The organism is Janthinobacterium sp. SUN118 (genome assembly GCF_030397695.1).
Lineage (GTDB): Bacteria > Pseudomonadota > Gammaproteobacteria > Burkholderiales > Burkholderiaceae_D > Janthinobacterium.
The window spans coordinates 141,917-158,631 of record NZ_JAPUBV010000002.1 but is presented as its reverse complement, the minus strand read 5'-3'; the positions used below and the strand labels follow the sequence as shown (position 1 = coordinate 158,631).

Below are 16,715 nucleotides of genomic sequence, written 5' to 3'. Positions count from 1 at the left end.
CTGTGGCATCGACTACCGCACCCTCACTCCTGGAGCAGCATGCAGCCTTTTTCCCTTCCCACTACCTTACTCGGCATCGCGCTGGCAAGCCTGGCGCTGCTGCCGGCCGCGCAGGCCGCCACGCCCGCCCTCGATCCTCTGACGCAGCCCATCGCCTCGCCGTATGCGGAGCAGTGGAACCGCCCGCAGCAGCCGGCGCGCATCCATGGCGACACCTATTACGTGGGCGTGGGCGGCTTGAGCGTGGTGCTGATCCATACGCAAGAGGGCCTGATCCTGATCGATGGCGCGCTGCCGCAGTCGGTGGAGGCCATCAAGGAACATATCCTCGAGCTGGGATTCCGCGTGGAGGACATCAAATTCATCCTGAATACGGAGGCGCATTTCGACCATTCGGGCGGCATCGCCGCGCTGGCCCGCGACAGCGGCGCGCAAGTCGTCGCCAGTCCGCTCGGTGCACAGGCGCTGCGCGCGGGGAAGGTGATAGACAGCGATCCGCAGGCGGGAGAAATCGACCCCATGCCGGCCGTGGAGAACGTGCGTGAAATCGCCGACGGCGAGATTTTGCAGCTCGGTGAAGTCAGCGTGATGGCGCGCTACACGCCTGGCCATACGCCGGGCAGCACCAGCTGGACGTGGGTTTCCTGCGAGGATGCGGAGCGCGAGGAATGCCTGAGCGTGGTGTTCGGCGCCAGCCTCACGCCGGTGGCCGCTGACGATTTTCACTATCTGGCTGACGCGCGCCATGCGGACCTGACGCCGGCCTTTCGCCGCGTCATGCAGGACTTCGCCAAACTGCCGTGCGACATCCTGATTTCGGCCCATCCCGACCACTCCGGCGCCGATGAAAAACTCAGGCGCTTGCTGGTAGGCGTCACGCCGAACCCCTTCATCGATACGCAAGCGTGCAGCAAGTACGCGGCCAGCAACGAGGCCAAGCTCGATGCGCGCATCGCAAAGGAAAAAGCAAAGGCCAGCGAGTCCGCGCCCAAATAACAACGTTGGCGCGTTCGCCATGCAAAGCGGTTGACGCACTGCAGCGTCCGGTGCAGAATCAGCGTCCGCAGTGCAGATTAACCATGACATAGAAAGGAAACCCATGTTCGAGCAGGCTGGCAGCAAGTTGTACGACCACTAGCCCCGCGCATGGCGCTCGGGGCCATCGGCATAGCGCCGATCCCGAGCCGGTGTCCTTTAAAACCCCGGTGAGGAAACTCGTCGGGGTTTTTTTTGTTTCAGGCGACCCCGGCATAACGACAGGAATGACGCTGATGACCATGCATCGCAGCTTGTCTGCATCAGCGCTTGAACGGAGCAACCATGAAAATTAAAGTGAAAGCCACGCCCAAGCCGCGCAATCCGCTGGTGGCCGCCGCTAGATTGCGCGGCGGCGCCGGCGCGCACCAGTCGGAAGCCGCGCCGCGCGCGGCGCGCCGGGCCGGCAAGCACCGCCTGCAGCAATTGCTGGCAGGACGTTTGAAACCCGACGATTAGCGTGCGGCCAGCTCGACGATGAAATTCGCGTCGAAGCGGGGATTTTGCGGCGTGCCGCTGCGCGTCTTGTAGCCGCACGGGTTGCAGACGACGCGGCAGTTGCCGATACGGTAGTCGCGCGAGACGTGGATATGGCCATGCACCCACAGGTCGGCCTGCGCGGCCAGCGCGTCCAGGCGCGACGCATATGCGGGCGAGCATGCTTCGCTGCCGTACGCGTCATCGACCGAGAGCAGCGACGGCGCCATGTGGCTGATGACGACCGTGCGGCCATCGAACGGCTGCGCCAGCTCGCGCGTCAGCCACGCCTTTTGCTGCGCGTGGAACATGGCCGTGTCGGCCGCGCGCAGCTTGCGAAAGCCCATGTTCGCCAGGCGGATGCGCCGGTAGTCGTTCATGGCCGCTTCCGCGTCGCGCATGGCGGCCTGGCGCGTGTCGTCGCCCAGCAGGCGGAAATCCGTCCACAGTGTCGCTCCGAGGAAGCGCACCTTGTTGCCGGCCTGGTCTTCGACGACGTGCATGCCGCAGTCGAGGAAGTGCACATTGCCGGTGGCGGCAGCGGCCGCGCGCAGTTCCTGGCGCACCTTGTCGAGGTGGTGGCCATAGCCTTCATGGTTGCCATGCACGTACAGCACGGGCAGGCCGGCAAACGTGGTGGCCGCCCAGGCGATGGCGCGGCTGCCCGTGTCGATATCGCCGGCCAGGATCACGACGTCGGGGCGGCTGAGCGCAAGGTCTGGCTGTGGCGCTTCGTCGCGCCACAATTCGTGATGCAGGTCCGACAGTATCAATAAACGCATGCTGTTTTCAGGCCGTTGCAGAGGCCCCCATCCTACCCGAAATGCGTCACTCTTCCCCGAGGGCGGCGAAGCTGTGCGCCAGGTAGTCGATCAGCGTGCGCACGGCCGGCAGCAGGCCGCGCCGCGACGGAAAAACCGCATGGATGATTTCGCGCTGTGGCCGCCACTGCTCCATCAGCGGCAGCAGGCTGCCATTGGCGATCTGTTCGCCTATCATCATGGTCGGCAGCTGCACCACGCCGACGCCGGCCACGGCCGCGTCGCGCAGGGTCAGCATGTCGCCCGTGACGAAGCGCGGCGTGTGGCGCAGCTGGGCGCGCGCGCCATGCGGTCCATGCAGGTCCCACTGGTAATGCTGCTGCGGCGTGCCCATGGCCAGGCTGGGCCAGTCGGCCAGGTCGGCCGGCGCCGTCGGCATGGGGGCGCCGGCGAACAGCAGCGGGCTGCCGACCATGCACTGGCTGCGCTCGGCCAGCACGCGCAGCACCAGGTCGCTGTCGGGCAGCGGCGGCGGGCGCACGCGGATGGCCACGTCGATGCCTTCGGCCACCAGGTCGACGCGGCGGTTGCTCGCTTCGAGCAGCAAGGTCACTTGCGGATGGTCGCGCATGAAGCTGGCCAGCATCGGGCCCACGAGGGTATGCAGCAGGGCGATGGGGCAGGACAGGCGCACCGTGCCGCGCGGCGCGGCCCGCGTCAGTTCGATCGCCTCCTGCGCCGCTTCCGCTTCCACCAGCATCGCCTTGCAATGCTCGTAAAACGACTGGCCCACGTCGGTGACGGAAAAATGCCGCGTCGTGCGCTGCAGCAGGCGCACGCCAAGGCGCTCTTCCAGCAGCGCGATGCGCCGGCTCAGTCTGGATTTCGGCATGCCCAGCGCGCGCCCGGCCGGGGCGAAGCCGCCATGGTCGACCACCTGCACAAAGTAATACAAGTCATTCAGATCCTGCATGCCGCCTCCTTGATCGTTCTATTTTTGGAACGCTGATGGCGGATTTTACCGTCTACCGCCCTCATCGTTGCAAGCGTATTCTGTCTCCATCGTAATGCAAACCCCAACAGGAGATCGAGATGAACAAAATCACAGGTATCTACAGCGCACCCCGCCAGCACTGGGTCGGCGACGGTTTTCCCGTGCGCTCGATGTTTTCGTACAGCGGCCATGGCAAGCAGCTGAGCCCCTTCCTGCTGCTCGACTATGCCGGTCCCGCCGAATTTGCCCCCGGCACCCGTCCGCCCGGCGTCGGCTCGCATCCGCACCGCGGCTTTGAAACGGTCACCATCGTCTACAAGGGCGAAGTGGCGCACCGCGATTCGACGGGCCAGGGCGGCGTGATCGGTCCCGGCGACGTGCAATGGATGACGGCCGGCGCCGGCATCCTGCATGAAGAGTTTCACTCGCCCGCCTTCACGCAGTCGGGCGGCACCCTGGAAATGGTGCAGCTGTGGGTGAACCTGCCGGCCAGCAACAAGATGACGGCGCCCGGCTACCAGGCCATCACCAGCGACACGATTCCGACGGTGGCGCTGCCCGATGGTGCAGGCTCGGTGCGCGTGATCGCCGGCGAGTTCGACGGCCAGCATGGCCCGGCCCGCACGTTCTCGCCGATGCAGGTGTGGGACATGCGCCTGGCCCAGGGCAAGCTGACGGAACTGCCCGTCACGCCAGGCTGGAGCACGGCGCTGATCGTCCTGCACGGCACGGTGCTGGTCAACGGCGAGAGCGTGCTGCGCGAAGCGCAGATGGCGCTGTTCGAGCGCGATGGCGACAGCATCGCCATCGAGGCGAACAACGACGCCGTGGTACTGCTGCTGAGCGGCGAGCCCATCGACGAACCCATCGTCGGCCATGGCCCGTTCGTGATGAATACCGAGGCGGAAATCGTGCAGGCGTTCGAGGATTTCAACAGCGGCCGCTTTGCCCGCATCGGGCAGTAAGCCGTTTTGTGCAGTAACCCATGTCGCATCCCGCGGCATGGGAATTCACGCGGCGCCGCCAGGCGGCGCCACCTCAAGGAGACTACCATGAGCACCCCCGCCAACTTCCAAGGTTTGCCACCGATGATCGATCCCGACGACGCCGTCATGCTGCTGATCGACCACCAGAGCGGCCTGTTCCAGCTGGTGCGCGACATCGAGCAGCACGTGCTGCGCGGTCACGTCACGGCGCTGGCCAAGCTGTCGCGCCTGGCCAACATGCCGACCTTCACCACGGCTTCCGTGCCCGATGGCCCGAATGGCCCGCTGATCCCGGAAATCCACCATTTCAACCCGGAAGCCGTCTACATCCCGCGCACGGGCCAGATCAATGCCTGGGACAATCCGGCCTGGGTCGACGCCATCGAAAAGACGGGCCGCAAGACCCTGCTCATCGCCGGCACGCTCACCAGCGTGTGCATGGCCTTCCCCACCATCAGCGCGCTGGCGGCCGGCTACAAGGTGTTTGCCATCATCGACGCCTCGGGCAACTGGTCGAAAATGGCCACCGACATCACCATGGCGCGCGTGACGCAGGCCGGCGCCGTGCCGATCGACACGTATGCCGTGCTGGCAGAAGTGATGAGCACCTGGAACCGCGCCGATGCGATGGAGTTCGCCGCCATCATGACCGACCATATCGTGCCGCCATACCGCGCGCTGATCGAAAGCTACGACAAGGCGCAGGGCGTGCAAAAGAATGGCCGCGAGACGAAGCTGGAGATACTGGAAGCGGCAAGCCAGGGCTGATGCATGATTACGGCGCCTCGTAGCGGGCGCGTATCGCCGCCAGCGTGCCGCGCTGTTCCAGGCGCGTGATGGCGGCGTTCAGGCGCGCCAGGTCGGCGCTGCTGGTGCTGTGCGTATTGAGCATCAGGTGTACGGGCGCGCGCAGGGCGAGGAAGGGCAGGGCGTTCAGGGCGACGCCCTGCAGGCGCGCCTCGTGGCGCACGGCCAGCACGTCGCCCATCAGCAGCTCGGCGCGGCCCGCGTCGAGCATGCGTATGCCTTGCTGGAAGCTGCCGAATGCATTCAGGCGGCCCTCTTTTTCCAGCACCGGCCTGGCCGCCGCGTACTGCGGGCCATACCAGCCCACTTTCGGCGCCAGCAGGGTCGACTTGCCGCGCGCGAGCTGCGCGAAGCTGTCGATCGGATGCTGGTTGCCTGGCTTGCTGAAGATGCCCACCGTTTCGTCGCGGTAGGAAATGGAAAAGCGCGCATACGACTGGCGCTCCGGCGTTTCCGACGCGGCCAGCATCAGGTCCAGCCCGCCTTGCTGGAACAGCAGCTGGCGCCGCGCCGTCGGCAGTTCCGGCAAGGTGACGAGCGTGCAGCGCGCTTCCCTGAAGATGGCCTGCAGCAATTCCAGGTCCAGGCCCGTATAGCGGCCCTGCGCATCGCGATACACATATGGCGGCCACTGCTCCAGCGCCATCGTCATGCGGCAAGCCAGGGCGGGCAGGGCGGAGATGCCAAGCGCTGCCGCAAACAGGAAATGGCGCAGGCGCATACGGGTGCTTCCATAGAGTTTCAACTTGATATTCAATTTGCCAGAATGGCCACGGAAGTCAAGCACGGCATCCACTTTTCCCCATGCCGTGGCTCATGGTAGCCAAGCCAGCCATGGGCCTGCGCAGCAGGCATCGACCGCTCACGACGGTATTTTCTTGAAAAATATATATTTGATAATATTAAAAAACAGTGGTTTAATTGTTTAGTTGCTAATTTTGGCGGCTACCACTTCGAGGAATATATATGGCACATTCATTGTCCGCCCTGGCTGCCGTCCTGGCTTTTTGCCTCTCGTCCAGTGCACTTGCCGGCACTACGATAGAAACGCAAGGTTTTACGATTGACGATCGTTGGGGCGTCAGCCTCAAGTTGCTCTCCGACAGCAACAATGTGGCCAAGTTCGACCTGACGAATATTGCCACTATCGACTATTCGGTAACGGAGAGGTATGAATGGAACGGTGGCGACATGAAATTTGATTTTTTTAGTGTCAGCGCGCGCGATGGCTATCGTGTGACCAGCATCGAGTATAGCGGCGTGATCAGCGGCGAATTGATACCGGCACCTGATTATCCCGATAAGTGGCCCAATTCGTATTGGGGCGGCACCGCGACAAACAGTTCGCAGGCCACCTTTAGCGCCTATGACCCAGACGCCCATCCGGCTAATTATGTGCAAAAAGTATTAACTTTCAACAACCTGAATGAAACTGTGCCGTTTTCCCTGCAAAACAGCACGCTGCTGCTGCCGCAGGCGTTTCAGATTGACCTGAACGTCTCCGCCTGGCTTGGGCTGACGCCGGGTGGCGGAGACTGGTTCCCCGGACAGGGCGATGAAGGCTACTATTCCTGGACGACGCCATCGACTACCAAGCTGCGCGTTCTCAATCCCGTATTGACGCTCACTTATGCCCCGCTCTCGGCCGTACCGGAACCATCCACGTATGCGATGCTGCTTGCCGGCCTGGCCCTGTGCGGCATCGTGCGGCGCCGTCGGGCAGGCTGATACCGCTGGCGTGATGCGGGGGAGCAAATCGGCTATAGTGGCGCGGTGCACCCACCCACTGCCCCGCAAAGGACCACCGCTTGACTCCCCCGCTCGAGATCGCCGCCAACGCGCTGATGACCGTCTCCATCATCCTGGCCGGACGCAACAACATTCATTCCTGGTGGATCGGCATCGTCGGCTGCGTCCTGTTTACCGTGCTGTTTTACCAGGTCAACCTGTACGCCGACGTGATGCTGCAACTGTTTTTCATCGTCACCTGCGTCATCGGCTGGCTGCAATGGCGGCGCGGCGCGGGCGGCAAGCCGTTGCCGATCACGCGCACGGGCTGGCGCAGCCTGGCCTGGATCGTGCCGGCCGGCATTGCCTCCGTGGCGATCTACGGCCTGCTGCTGCACCGCTTCACGAATGCGTACGCGCCCTTCATCGATTCGGCCGTGCTGGTGTTCAGCATCATCGCGCAATTCCTGCTGATGAGCCGGCGCATCGAAACCTGGGCCTTCTGGCTGCTCGTCAACACCGTGGCCGTGCCGCTCTATTACAGCCGCGGCCTGCACCTGACGGCCGTGCTGTACGCCGCCTACTGGGTCAATGCGCTGATTTCCTGGTACTGGTGGGGCGTGCAGGCCCGCCGCGCGGCGGCCGCACCGGCAGCGCTGGCCGACGCCTGACGTTGCCAAAAACCAAGTCCTTAGATCCAAATCGTATATACATTCAATTTTTAATTCGTTCACGCCATAAAGGCACCGCGATATAGTGGCATTTCCCCGCTTACCGGTGTCTTTTATGTTGCGCTTTACTTTTTCTGCCATTTTTTCCGCCACCCGGCACCAGCTGACCATGCAATGCATGGCGCAGTGGATGCCGATGCGTGCGCGTCCACGCATCCCGTAATTCGTTCCTGCCCCCGTTTGTTGTTGTCCGCTGGCCTACCCGGTCCGCGTGCCCCCGCTCGGCCTTTTTTATCTGAAAGAGGCTGCAATCCCAATAAGAGGAAACCATGTTCAAACCACTCGCCATCAGTCTTGCCATCGCCGCCGCCTTTCCCGCCTTCGCCCACGCCGAGGAGGAGATGGTGCGCGTCAACGTCACCGGGTCGAATATCCGCGTCAGCGAAAAGGAGGGCGCCAGCGCCGTGCAGGTCATCACCGCCAAGGAATTGAAAGCCAGCGGCAAGACCAGCGTCTCGGACGTGCTGCGTGCGATCTCCGCCAACAGCGGCAACAGCTACAACGAGCAGTACACGGGCAGTTTTTCGGCCGGCACCTCGGGCCTGTCGCTGCGCGGCATCGGCCAGAAAAACACCCTGATCCTCGTCAATGGCAAGCGCGTGGCCAGCTATGCGACGGCGCAAAACCTGCAGGAAACCTTTGTCGACCTGAACAGCCTGCCGATGGCGGCCGTGCAGCGCATCGAGGTACTCAAGGATGGCGCCTCGTCCGTCTACGGCTCCGACGCGGTGGCCGGCGTGGTCAACATCATCCTGTACAAGGAATTCACGGGCACCGACATCACGGCGCAGTGGGGTGGCTCGACCGAAGGCACGGGCCAGCACGAAAAGAGCGCGGCGCTGCAGACGGGCTTTGGCAAGCTCGAGGAAGATGGCTACAGCCTGGTCTTCTCGATCGATGCGCAGCAACGCGACAAGCTGCAGCAAAGCGACGTGGCGTGGATGCGCGATGCGGATTTCCGCCAGCAGCAGCGGGGCAGCCTGGGCTGGGCCATCACCAATTACGCGGGCACGGATCCGACGCGGACACTGGGCGGCGTGCGCGGACCGCTGCAACTGGTCAATTATGGCGACATCACGCCCGGCAAGACGGGCCAGGTGCTGGCCTACAACCCGTCGCCGTACAAGACCCTGATTCCCGGCATCCAGCGCGTGCATACGGCCGCGCGCGCCACCGTCAAGCTGAACGCGGACACGGAAGCATATGTGGACTTGCTGCACAGCTACTCGCGCGCCGACCAGACCTTCAGCGCGCCGCTGACCGTCAACAATGCCACGCGCGTGTGGAACAACGCCACGCAGGCGCTCGACACGATTCCCGTCGTGCTGCCCGTGGGCCATCCGAACAATCCGGGCGCGACGCCGTTGCCGTTCACGGCCACCCTGTTCGACCTGGGGCCGCGCCTGAAGCAGGACAAGGTCACGTTCTACCGCGCGCTGGCCGGCGTCAAGGGCACCCTGGCGGGCTGGGACTGGGATGCGGCCGTGGCCCACTCGAGCAGCAAGCTGGAAGAGACGGTGCAGAACTTCGTCAACCGCTATGAATTCCAGAAGGTGCTGGCCGACGGCAGCTACAATTTCTTCGACCAGTCGCAAAACAGCGAAGCCGTGCGCAACCGCCTGCGCCTGTCGACCCTGCGTCCGGCCGAATCGACGCTCGACACGCTCGACTTTTCGGCCGCGAAAGACCTGTGGCAATTGCCGGCCGGTCCGCTGGGCTTTGCCGCCGGCGCCCAGTGGCGCCGCGAAAAGATGGATTCGCAAACCTCGACGGCCGTGCTGTCGGGCACGGAGTTGCGGCCGGCCATCAACATCATCAATGGCTCGCGCAATGTGTCGGCCCTGTTTGCCGAATTTAACGTCCCCGTCGTGAAAGACGTCTCCGTCAACCTGGCCGGCCGCGCCGACCATTACAGCGACTTTGGCAATGCGTTCTCGCCGAAGGCCAGCGCGCGCTACCAGGCGGCGCCGTGGCTGCTGCTGCGCGGCACCGTGTCGCGCGGTTTCCGCGCGCCGTCGCTGCCGGAAATCACGCAAAGCACGGCCGTCAGCTATGTCAGCGTGCTCGATCCGCGCGACCCGATCACGCCGACGCAGACGCGCGGCGTGACGGCCATCACCATCGCCAATACGGCGCTGCGGCCCGAGCGTTCGAACAATCTGAACCTGGGCGTGGTGGTCTCGCCCACCAGCAGCTCGAGCATCGGCCTCGATTACTACCGCATCAAGCAGGATGGCGTGATCGGCACGGAAAGCGCCACCACCACCATCGCCAACGAGGCGACGGCGCCGCAAAAAATCACGCGCGACGCCGACGGCCGCATCACCACGCTGTACCGTCAGTACCGCAACCAGGGCCAGCGCGAAGTGTCCGGCATCGACCTGGACCTGCGCCAGCGCTTCGTCGACAAGGACTGGGGCAAGCTGACCCTGGCCGGCCAGCTGAGCCGCGTGCTGCGCTTTGCCGAGCCGCTGTCCGATGGCGCGCCGCTGACGGATGGCGCCGGCACCAATTATTTCGGCTCGATCCCGAAATGGCGCGGCGTCACCTCGGCCACCTGGGAGCAGGGCAAATGGTCGTCGACCCTGACGTGGAACTATGTGGGCAGCTATGCGCAAAACACGCATCTCGATGAATCGGTGGCCGCCTTCAGCACGTTCGACGTGACCACCAGCTGGCAAGTCACGCCGGCGGCAAACGTCACCTTCATCGTGCAAAACCTGGCCAACAAGCGCGCGCCGTGGGATTACTCGGCGTCGGGCTTCGACTATACCCAGGCCGACCCGCGCGGCCGCTTCGCGTCCCTCAAGCTGAACTACAAGTTCTGAGTTGGCGGCAGCCTTAGTGTCCGTTCGACACCTGCCGCTGGCCCGTCTGCTCCTGCAGGCGCTGGCGGTAGGCGCTGGGCGTGACGCCCATGCGTTCGCGAAAGGCCGTGGCGAAGTTGCCCGCATTGTGAAAGCCGATCAGCAGGGCGATATCCTGCACGTCGATGTCGGTCTGCTGCAGCAATTCCACGCCGCGCGCGATGCGCGCTTCGCGGATGAAGGCAAATACCGTCATGCCCGTCTGCTCGCGGAACATCAGGGTCAGCTTTTCGCGGTAGGTGCCCACGCTGCGGGCGATCTCGGACAGGTTGGGCAGGCTGCCCAGGTTATCGAGTATTAATTGTTTGACGGCATTGACGAACACCAGGTCCGGATGCTGCTGGCGCTCGCCGATCGGCGTGACGGCGGGCGGCGTACTGTTGCTTTTACGCATCAATCCCAGGTGGATATGGATGCGCGCGGCCAGCTCTTCCGGCGTAAATGGCTTCGAAATGTAATCGACGCCCCCCACTTGCAAGCCCATGATGCGTTCTTTCGCGGCATCTGCGCCGCTGAGAAAGATCACGGGGATCTGCTCGGTATCGGGATTGGCCTTGAGCAAACGGCATGCCGTGTAGCCATCCATTTCCGGCATGCGCACGTCGAGCAGGATCAGGTCGGGACGCGTGGCCAGCGCCAGCTGGTAGCCCTGGTAGCCGTTGAAGGCAATGCTGAAACGGTACGGTTGCTCGCTGAGCAGCTCCATCAGCATGCGCTGCTCGAACGCGGAATCGTCCACGATCAAGATGTTTTTTTTGATGGTTTCGCTGGTCAATGGCATGGCATGGATGACTTAACCAAAAAGCAAGTTGTGGCTTATTATGCCTCGCTTTTTCTTTTTTTTCTGCTTTTCTCGTGTTTCAAAAGATGTTTCGCCGCCAGCAGAAGCGGCGATTTCCCAGATCGCTAATAATTCACTCAGGCATTGATTTTAAGCAATGTCGCTTGTTAAAAAATCTGTTTTGCAAATGCGGCAAAAAAAGCTGATGCCCCCACGTTCCTGGCTCTCAGCCCTGTAATTTGTTGTCCTGGTTTGCGTGCCCAAGAAAACGCCGGCAATACCGTGACTATCCTCGATGCCCTTCATATTGGAGGGCTCATTAATGATGTTCCATCATCAGGAGGTATTATGTTGCGAGCTACTTTCCCCCGCTTGATCGCTGTCGCCAGCGTCGCCATCGCCGGTACGGCATTTCTGCCTGGCTCGGCGGATGCGGCCGTGTATTTGAACGGCAGCAATAACACGACCTTTGACGTCACCCTGAAAATCATCGCCAATTGCACCATTTCGGCGGCCAATCTCGACTTTGGCCAAAGTCAGGGCGTACTGGCTACTGCCGTTAACGTCAATACGACCGTGAATGTCACCTGCACCAATACCACGCCCTACAACGTGGGCCTGACCGCCGGTTCCGGCACGGGGTCGACCGGCACCACGCGCTACATGAGCGGCACCGGCGGCAACCTCGGCAAGGTGCAGTTCAACCTGTACCAGACGGCGGGGGCCACCTTGTGGGGCGACACGCAGGGCACCGATACCGTGGGCGGCACGGGCACGGGTTCTTCCCAGCCCATTACCGTGTACGGCAACATTCCGCCACAGGCGACACCGGCGCCCGATACCTACAAGTCGACCATCACCGCCACCGTGTACTTTTAAGGCGGGCCCGCGTGAAGGTCCGCTCCGCCTCCTTGTTCAGGCCGCTGCTGGCGCTGCTCGCTGCGCTGTGCTGCGCCGCGGGCGGGCAGGCCGCCAACCTGCAGATCTCGCCGGTGACGATCAATTTCCGCGCCGAACAGAGTGCGGCGGGAATCAACCTGCAAAACCTCGGCGACCAGCCCATGTACGGACAGGTGCGGGTGTTCGCCTGGGAGCAGCGCAATGGCGAGGAAGTGCTGGCGCCGACGCAGGAGCTGGTGGCCAGTCCGCCGATTGTCGAAGTGGCTGCGAACAGCCGGCAGACCATCCGCCTGGTGCGCGCCCAGGCCGGTCCGGCGGCGCAGGAAAAGACGTATCGCGTGCTCATCGATGAAGTCAGCCGCGAGGATGAGGCGGGCCGCAGCGGCGTCGATATCCGCCTGCGCTATTCGGTGCCCGTGTTCGTGCTGCCCAGCGGCGCGCCAGGCAAGGAAATCCTCGACTGGCACGTGTTCCGCCAGGAGGGGGAATGGATGCTGCGCGTCAAGAACAGCGGCAACTTCCACGCCCAGATCGGTGCGATGACACTGAGCAACCAGGCCGGCAAGGAATTTGTCATCAGCAAGGGATTGTTTGGCTATGTGCTGGCGCAACGCATGCGCGTCTGGCGATTGCCCGTCGCGCGGGAAGCGGAGCTCGACGGGCCGCTGACTATAACGGTCAATGTGAATGCAAAGGCGCTCGTTGCCAAGAACTCGACACCTTAACAAAACTGCCGTCATGGCGGGCGCGCTGGTGGCGTGCCACGGCAGCGGGCGCAACCGGGTTAAACCATGAAACGCGCACTGACATGGCGGACCTGCTGGACCTTGCTGCTGCTGGCCATGGTGCCGCTGGCCAGGGCCGATGGCGCGGCGGCAAGCGGCGAGTCGGGTGCCGATCCCGGCCCGGCCCGCCTGCCCAGCGACCCGGCGGCGCCGAATGAACTGTATCTGGAGGTGAGTGTGAATGCTGAATCAACGGGGCTGATCTTGCGTTTTACCCAGGTGGGTAAAGGCTTGCGCAGCAGTGTGGCGAACTTGCAGCAGCTTGGGCTGGACCCGGCGCGCCTCGGTGCGCCCGGCCAGACCGAGGTGGCGCTCGATGCCATTCCCGGACTCGGCTATGACTATGACGCGGCGCGCCAGAGCATTTCGCTGCAGGTGGCGGACGAGTTGCGCTCGCCCTACCGCATCAGCGCGCGCGCGCTGGCGCAGACGCCGCCGGCGCGCGTCACGCCGGGCGCCGTCCTCAATTACGAAGCGTACGCGGAGCTGGGCCAGACGCGGCGCCTTGCCCTGTTCAACGATGTGCGTTACTTCAATGACAGCGGCGTGTTCAGCAATACGGGCACCTTGAACCTGGGAACGGGCCAGCGCAAGTACATGCGCTTCGACACGTTCTGGAGCCACGCCGATCCCGACACCCTGCGCACCTGGCAGGTGGGCGACCTGATTACCTCCTCGCTGAGCTGGAGCCGCGCCGTGCGCGTCGGTGGCGTGCAGTGGCGCAAGAATTTCCAGCTGCGTCCCGACCTGCTGACGTTTCCCGTCGCCTCCGTCGACGGCACGGCGCTCGTGCCTTCGTCGCTGAGCCTGTACGTCAATGGCGTGCAGCAATATGCGGCCAGCGTGCCCAGCGGCCCATTCGTATTGAACCAGGTGGCCGGCATCAATGGCGCCGGGCAAGCGACCATCATCACGCACGATGCGCTGGGGCGCAGCGTGACGACCGTCCTGCCCCTGTATGTCGACACGCGCATGCTGGCCGGCGGCCTGAGCGATTACTCGTTCGAGGCCGGCGCCGTGCGGCGCGACTACGGCACCCGCCTGTTCGGCTATGAGCGGCAGCTCGTCGCCAGCGCGTCGGGCCGCTATGGCGTCAGCGACAGCCTCACCGTCGAAGGCCATGCGGAGCTGGCCGCCGGCCTGTACCAGGCGGGCGCGGGCGTGCTGTGGCGGCTGGGCCAGGCTGGCGTCCTCAACGGTGCGCTGTCGGCCAGCACGGGCAGCAGCCGCGGCGCGCAGCTGAGCGCCGGCTATCAATACCTGGGCCCGCGCTTCAGCGTCGATGCGCAAAGCGTGCGCGCCAGCGCCGGCTTCGGCGACCTGGCCTCGCGCGACGGCAGCCCCGTGGTGCGCGCGGCGGACCGCCTTACCGTGAGCTTGCCATTGCCGGCAGGCAGTAGCGTCAGCACCAGCTATATCAGTTACCGCACGCCCGGCGCGCCGCCATCGAAGCTGGCCACCGTCGGCTACTCGGCCACGCTGTTCCACGGCCTGTTCTTCAACGCCAGCCTGTTCCAGGATCTGCGGCAACGCGCGAAGCGGGGCTTCTACTTTGGCCTGAGCATGGCGTTCGACAACAACCTGGCCGTCAGCGTGAACGGCAACCGGCAGAATGGCGAGAATGGCCGCAGCCTCAGCGTGCAGCGCACGGCCGACTTTGGCGGCGGCTTCGGCTGGGGTGTGCAGGCGGGCACCGTCGGCAGCAATGCCTATCGCCAGGCGCAGCTGGAATACCTGGGCAATTACGGCCGCGTGTCCGCGCGCACGCAGCACGGCGACACGGGCAATGCCGCCTCGCTCGGGGCTACCGGCGCGCTGGTGCTGATGGATGGCCACGTGGCGGCGGCGCGCCAGGTGGGCAACGGCTTCGCGCTGGTGTCCACGGCCGGCGTGGCGAATATTCCCGTCTTGCATGAAAACCGCCAGATCGGCGTGACGGGCAGCAGCGGCTATTTGCTGGTGCCAAATTTGAATCCCTATGGCAATAACCAGATCAGCATCGCCACGGATGAACTCGACGTCGATGCGCGCGTGCCCGTGACCAATCTGAACGTGGTGCCGCAGCACCTGGCGGGCGTGCTGGCCGCCTTCCCGATCGAACGCTATAGCGCGGCCACCATCATCATCCACGATGCGGACGGCAAGCCGCTGGCGCCCGGGCTGCCCGTATTGCACGTGCAGAGCGGCAAGCGCACGGTGGTGGGGTTCGACGGCATCGCCTTCGTCGATGACTTGCTTGAGGAAAATCAATTGCAGATTGGCGAGGGCGACAGCCTGTGCACGGTGCGCTTTGCCTATGTGCGCCCGGCAACCGGCGGCTTGCCCGCGATCGGCCCGCTGCGCTGCGGCGCCGGGGGAGGCCGCTGATGCGCCGCCTGCTGCCATGCCTGATCCTGCTGCTGGGCTGCGCCTGGGGCGGCGCGGCGCAGGCGGCCGACACGTGCACGGTCAGCATGACGAATATCGATTTCGGCAACGTCAGCCCGATTTCCGGCACCGATTATGTGGCACAGGCAACAGGTACCCTCAGCTGCCAGTTTTTCTCGCTGAACTTGGGGCAGTTGCTCACGCCAAATGCGCAGGCGTGCATCTCGCTGGGGCTGGGCACGAATTCCACCTCGGCCCTGCCGCGCAAGCTGGGCAATGGCACGCAACGGATGGAATACAACGTCTACGTGGACAGTTCGTACGCGACGGCGAAGATCTGGGGCGGCGCCGGCGTGCCGGGCGCGCCGTCGACCTTCACGATATTCCTGTCGGCCGGCTTGCTGGCCCCGGCCGGCACGTATTCCACGACGTTTACCGTGTACGCGAAGATACCGGCCGGCGCCAGCCTGGCGGCCGTGCCGACGGTGGCCAACGCGAATACCGTCTACACGTCGAGCTTTGCCGGCCAGGGCACGTACACCTACACCACGTATGGCCTCGTCAACCTGTTCGGCTGCACCGTCAACAGCGGCAGCTTCGGCTTTACGGTGAATGCGACGGCCGTCAACGATTGCACGATCACGGCCAGTCCGATGGCTTTCGCCAACGCGTCGATTTTGACGGGCAACCTGCGCAGCACCAGCACCCTGTCGGTGCGCTGCGTGAACAACAATGCTTACCAGATCGCCTTCAACGGCGGCAGCGTGGCGGCCAATGTGGCCAACCGGCAAATGAAAAATACGCTGACGACGGACAAGGTCAGCTATCGCCTCTCGTCGACCCTCGATGGCCCGCTATGGGGCGATGGCACGGCGGGCACCAGCATGTTTACGGGGACGGGCACGGGCGTGAGCGTGCCGGTGACGGTGTATGGCCGGGTACCGGCGCAGGTGTCGCCGCGTCCCGGCGACTACAAGGATACGGTGACGGCGACGATTTACTTTTAGAAGCTGACGGTGACGAGGCTGGCGCCAGATGGCGTGACCTGGCGCTGCATCAGGTAGGGCGTGTCGTGGCTGCATTGCACCTGCGCCTGCGCGCGGTGCGCATGGATGGTGCAAGCCTCACGGATGACGAAGCTGGCCTGGAGCGACGCGGAAGAGACGGTACCGGCGGTGGTGGTCTGGCAGAGGGAAAGGGCGAGCAGGGCTGGCAGGACTGCAAACTTCAAAGGAGTCATCGTGTACGCATCGAGTGAAAAACGCCTGTTGGCAGTCGCGCGTGCTGGCCTGACTGGCAACGTTTTCCGCACCGGGTTTAGGGTGTTTGAACAAGACATTATTGTACTAGAGCAAGAAAAAAGTGAGTTTTTGCGTATTTTCAAGCCACCGCCATGGGGTGCGAGTGGCTATCACATGGATAGTAACTGAAGTCTGTAGCGTGCAAATTGACGTAACCGTGATTTTTTTCGATTGTTGTGCTGGAATTTCTGTGAG

General features: G+C 63.7%; 17 protein-coding genes. 12 read left to right on the top strand and 5 right to left on the bottom strand.

What is annotated here, in order from left to right:
• The first annotated feature begins 39 nt into the window (after positions 1-39).
• Positions 40-996 carry a subclass B3 metallo-beta-lactamase gene (gene bla / locus O0880_RS16340; protein ID WP_289887471.1) on the top strand — a complete coding sequence of 319 codons (957 nt, stop codon included), beginning with the start codon at positions 40-42 and terminating at the stop codon, positions 994-996.
• A gap of 324 nt (positions 997-1,320) precedes the next feature.
• Complete coding sequence (locus O0880_RS16335; protein WP_198043811.1) at positions 1,321-1,494, top strand: hypothetical protein; 174 nt, start codon at positions 1,321-1,323, stop codon at positions 1,492-1,494.
• Here the strand turns inward: O0880_RS16335 and O0880_RS16330 are convergent.
• Positions 1,491-2,294, bottom strand: a complete 804-nt coding sequence (locus O0880_RS16330; protein ID WP_289887469.1) for a metallophosphoesterase — start codon at positions 2,292-2,294, stop codon at positions 1,491-1,493. The genes O0880_RS16335 and O0880_RS16330 overlap by 4 nt on opposite strands.
• Before the next feature lie 46 nt (positions 2,295-2,340).
• Positions 2,341-3,246: a LysR family transcriptional regulator gene (locus O0880_RS16325; RefSeq protein WP_289887467.1), complete on the bottom strand. Its 906-nt coding sequence runs from the start codon at positions 3,244-3,246 to the stop codon at positions 2,341-2,343.
• Positions 3,247-3,365: 119 nt separating this feature from the next.
• On the opposite strand from O0880_RS16325, the gene O0880_RS16320 reads away from it, so the two are divergent.
• Together O0880_RS16320 and O0880_RS16315 are read left to right on the top strand one after the other, a co-directional pair.
• Positions 3,366-4,232, top strand: a complete 867-nt coding sequence (locus O0880_RS16320; RefSeq protein WP_289887466.1) for a pirin family protein — start codon at positions 3,366-3,368, stop codon at positions 4,230-4,232.
• 87 nt (positions 4,233-4,319) lie between these two features.
• On the top strand, positions 4,320-5,021 hold the full coding sequence (locus O0880_RS16315) for an isochorismatase family protein (RefSeq protein ID WP_289887464.1): 702 nt from the start codon (positions 4,320-4,322) through the stop codon (positions 5,019-5,021).
• 7 nt (positions 5,022-5,028) lie between these two features.
• Here O0880_RS16315 and O0880_RS16310 read toward each other — a convergent pair whose 3' ends face one another.
• Positions 5,029-5,781, bottom strand: a complete 753-nt coding sequence (locus O0880_RS16310) for a transporter substrate-binding domain-containing protein (protein ID WP_289887463.1) — start codon at positions 5,779-5,781, stop codon at positions 5,029-5,031.
• 245 nt (positions 5,782-6,026) lie between these two features.
• Between O0880_RS16310 and O0880_RS16305 the strand changes: the two genes are divergently transcribed.
• The 3 genes from O0880_RS16305 (at position 6,027) to O0880_RS16295 (ending at position 10,347) form a co-directional block, all read left to right on the top strand.
• Positions 6,027-6,788 carry a PEP-CTERM sorting domain-containing protein gene (locus tag O0880_RS16305; protein WP_289887461.1) on the top strand — a complete coding sequence of 254 codons (762 nt, stop codon included), beginning with the start codon at positions 6,027-6,029 and terminating at the stop codon, positions 6,786-6,788.
• An 80-nt stretch (positions 6,789-6,868) separates the two neighbouring features.
• Complete coding sequence (gene pnuC, locus O0880_RS16300) at positions 6,869-7,459, top strand: nicotinamide riboside transporter PnuC (RefSeq protein ID WP_289887460.1); 591 nt, start codon at positions 6,869-6,871, stop codon at positions 7,457-7,459.
• A gap of 329 nt (positions 7,460-7,788) precedes the next feature.
• Entirely contained in the window at positions 7,789-10,347 is a 2,559-nt protein-coding gene (locus tag O0880_RS16295; RefSeq protein WP_289887459.1) for a TonB-dependent receptor, read from the top strand.
• 13 nt (positions 10,348-10,360) lie between these two features.
• Here O0880_RS16295 and O0880_RS16290 read toward each other — a convergent pair whose 3' ends face one another.
• Positions 10,361-11,167 (bottom strand): response regulator, encoded by an 807-nt coding sequence (locus tag O0880_RS16290; RefSeq protein ID WP_071325569.1) that lies wholly within the window; start codon positions 11,165-11,167, stop codon positions 10,361-10,363.
• Between the two features lie 348 nt (positions 11,168-11,515).
• Here O0880_RS16290 and O0880_RS16285 point away from each other — a divergent pair, with 348 nt between their 5' ends.
• From O0880_RS16285 to O0880_RS16270, 4 genes are all read left to right on the top strand, one after another.
• A complete protein-coding gene (locus O0880_RS16285) occupies positions 11,516-12,046 on the top strand; it encodes a spore coat U domain-containing protein (protein ID WP_071325568.1) in 531 nt (176 codons plus the stop codon).
• Positions 12,047-12,057: 11 nt separating this feature from the next.
• Complete coding sequence (locus O0880_RS16280) at positions 12,058-12,792, top strand: fimbria/pilus periplasmic chaperone (protein ID WP_232250986.1); 735 nt, start codon at positions 12,058-12,060, stop codon at positions 12,790-12,792.
• A gap of 66 nt (positions 12,793-12,858) precedes the next feature.
• On the top strand, positions 12,859-15,219 hold the full coding sequence (locus O0880_RS16275) for a fimbria/pilus outer membrane usher protein (RefSeq protein WP_289887456.1): 2,361 nt from the start codon (positions 12,859-12,861) through the stop codon (positions 15,217-15,219).
• Positions 15,219-16,226 (top strand): spore coat U domain-containing protein, encoded by a 1,008-nt coding sequence (locus O0880_RS16270; protein ID WP_071325566.1) that lies wholly within the window; start codon positions 15,219-15,221, stop codon positions 16,224-16,226. The genes O0880_RS16275 and O0880_RS16270 overlap by 1 nt, the downstream gene beginning before the upstream one ends.
• Here the strand turns inward: O0880_RS16270 and O0880_RS16265 are convergent.
• Positions 16,223-16,450 carry a hypothetical protein gene (locus tag O0880_RS16265; protein ID WP_156894971.1) on the bottom strand — a complete coding sequence of 76 codons (228 nt, stop codon included), beginning with the start codon at positions 16,448-16,450 and terminating at the stop codon, positions 16,223-16,225. The genes O0880_RS16270 and O0880_RS16265 overlap by 4 nt on opposite strands.
• Positions 16,451-16,460: 10 nt before the next feature.
• Between O0880_RS16265 and O0880_RS16260 the strand changes: the two genes are divergently transcribed.
• Positions 16,461-16,649: a hypothetical protein gene (locus O0880_RS16260; protein ID WP_289887455.1), complete on the top strand. Its 189-nt coding sequence runs from the start codon at positions 16,461-16,463 to the stop codon at positions 16,647-16,649.
• Positions 16,650-16,715 lie beyond the last annotated feature (66 nt).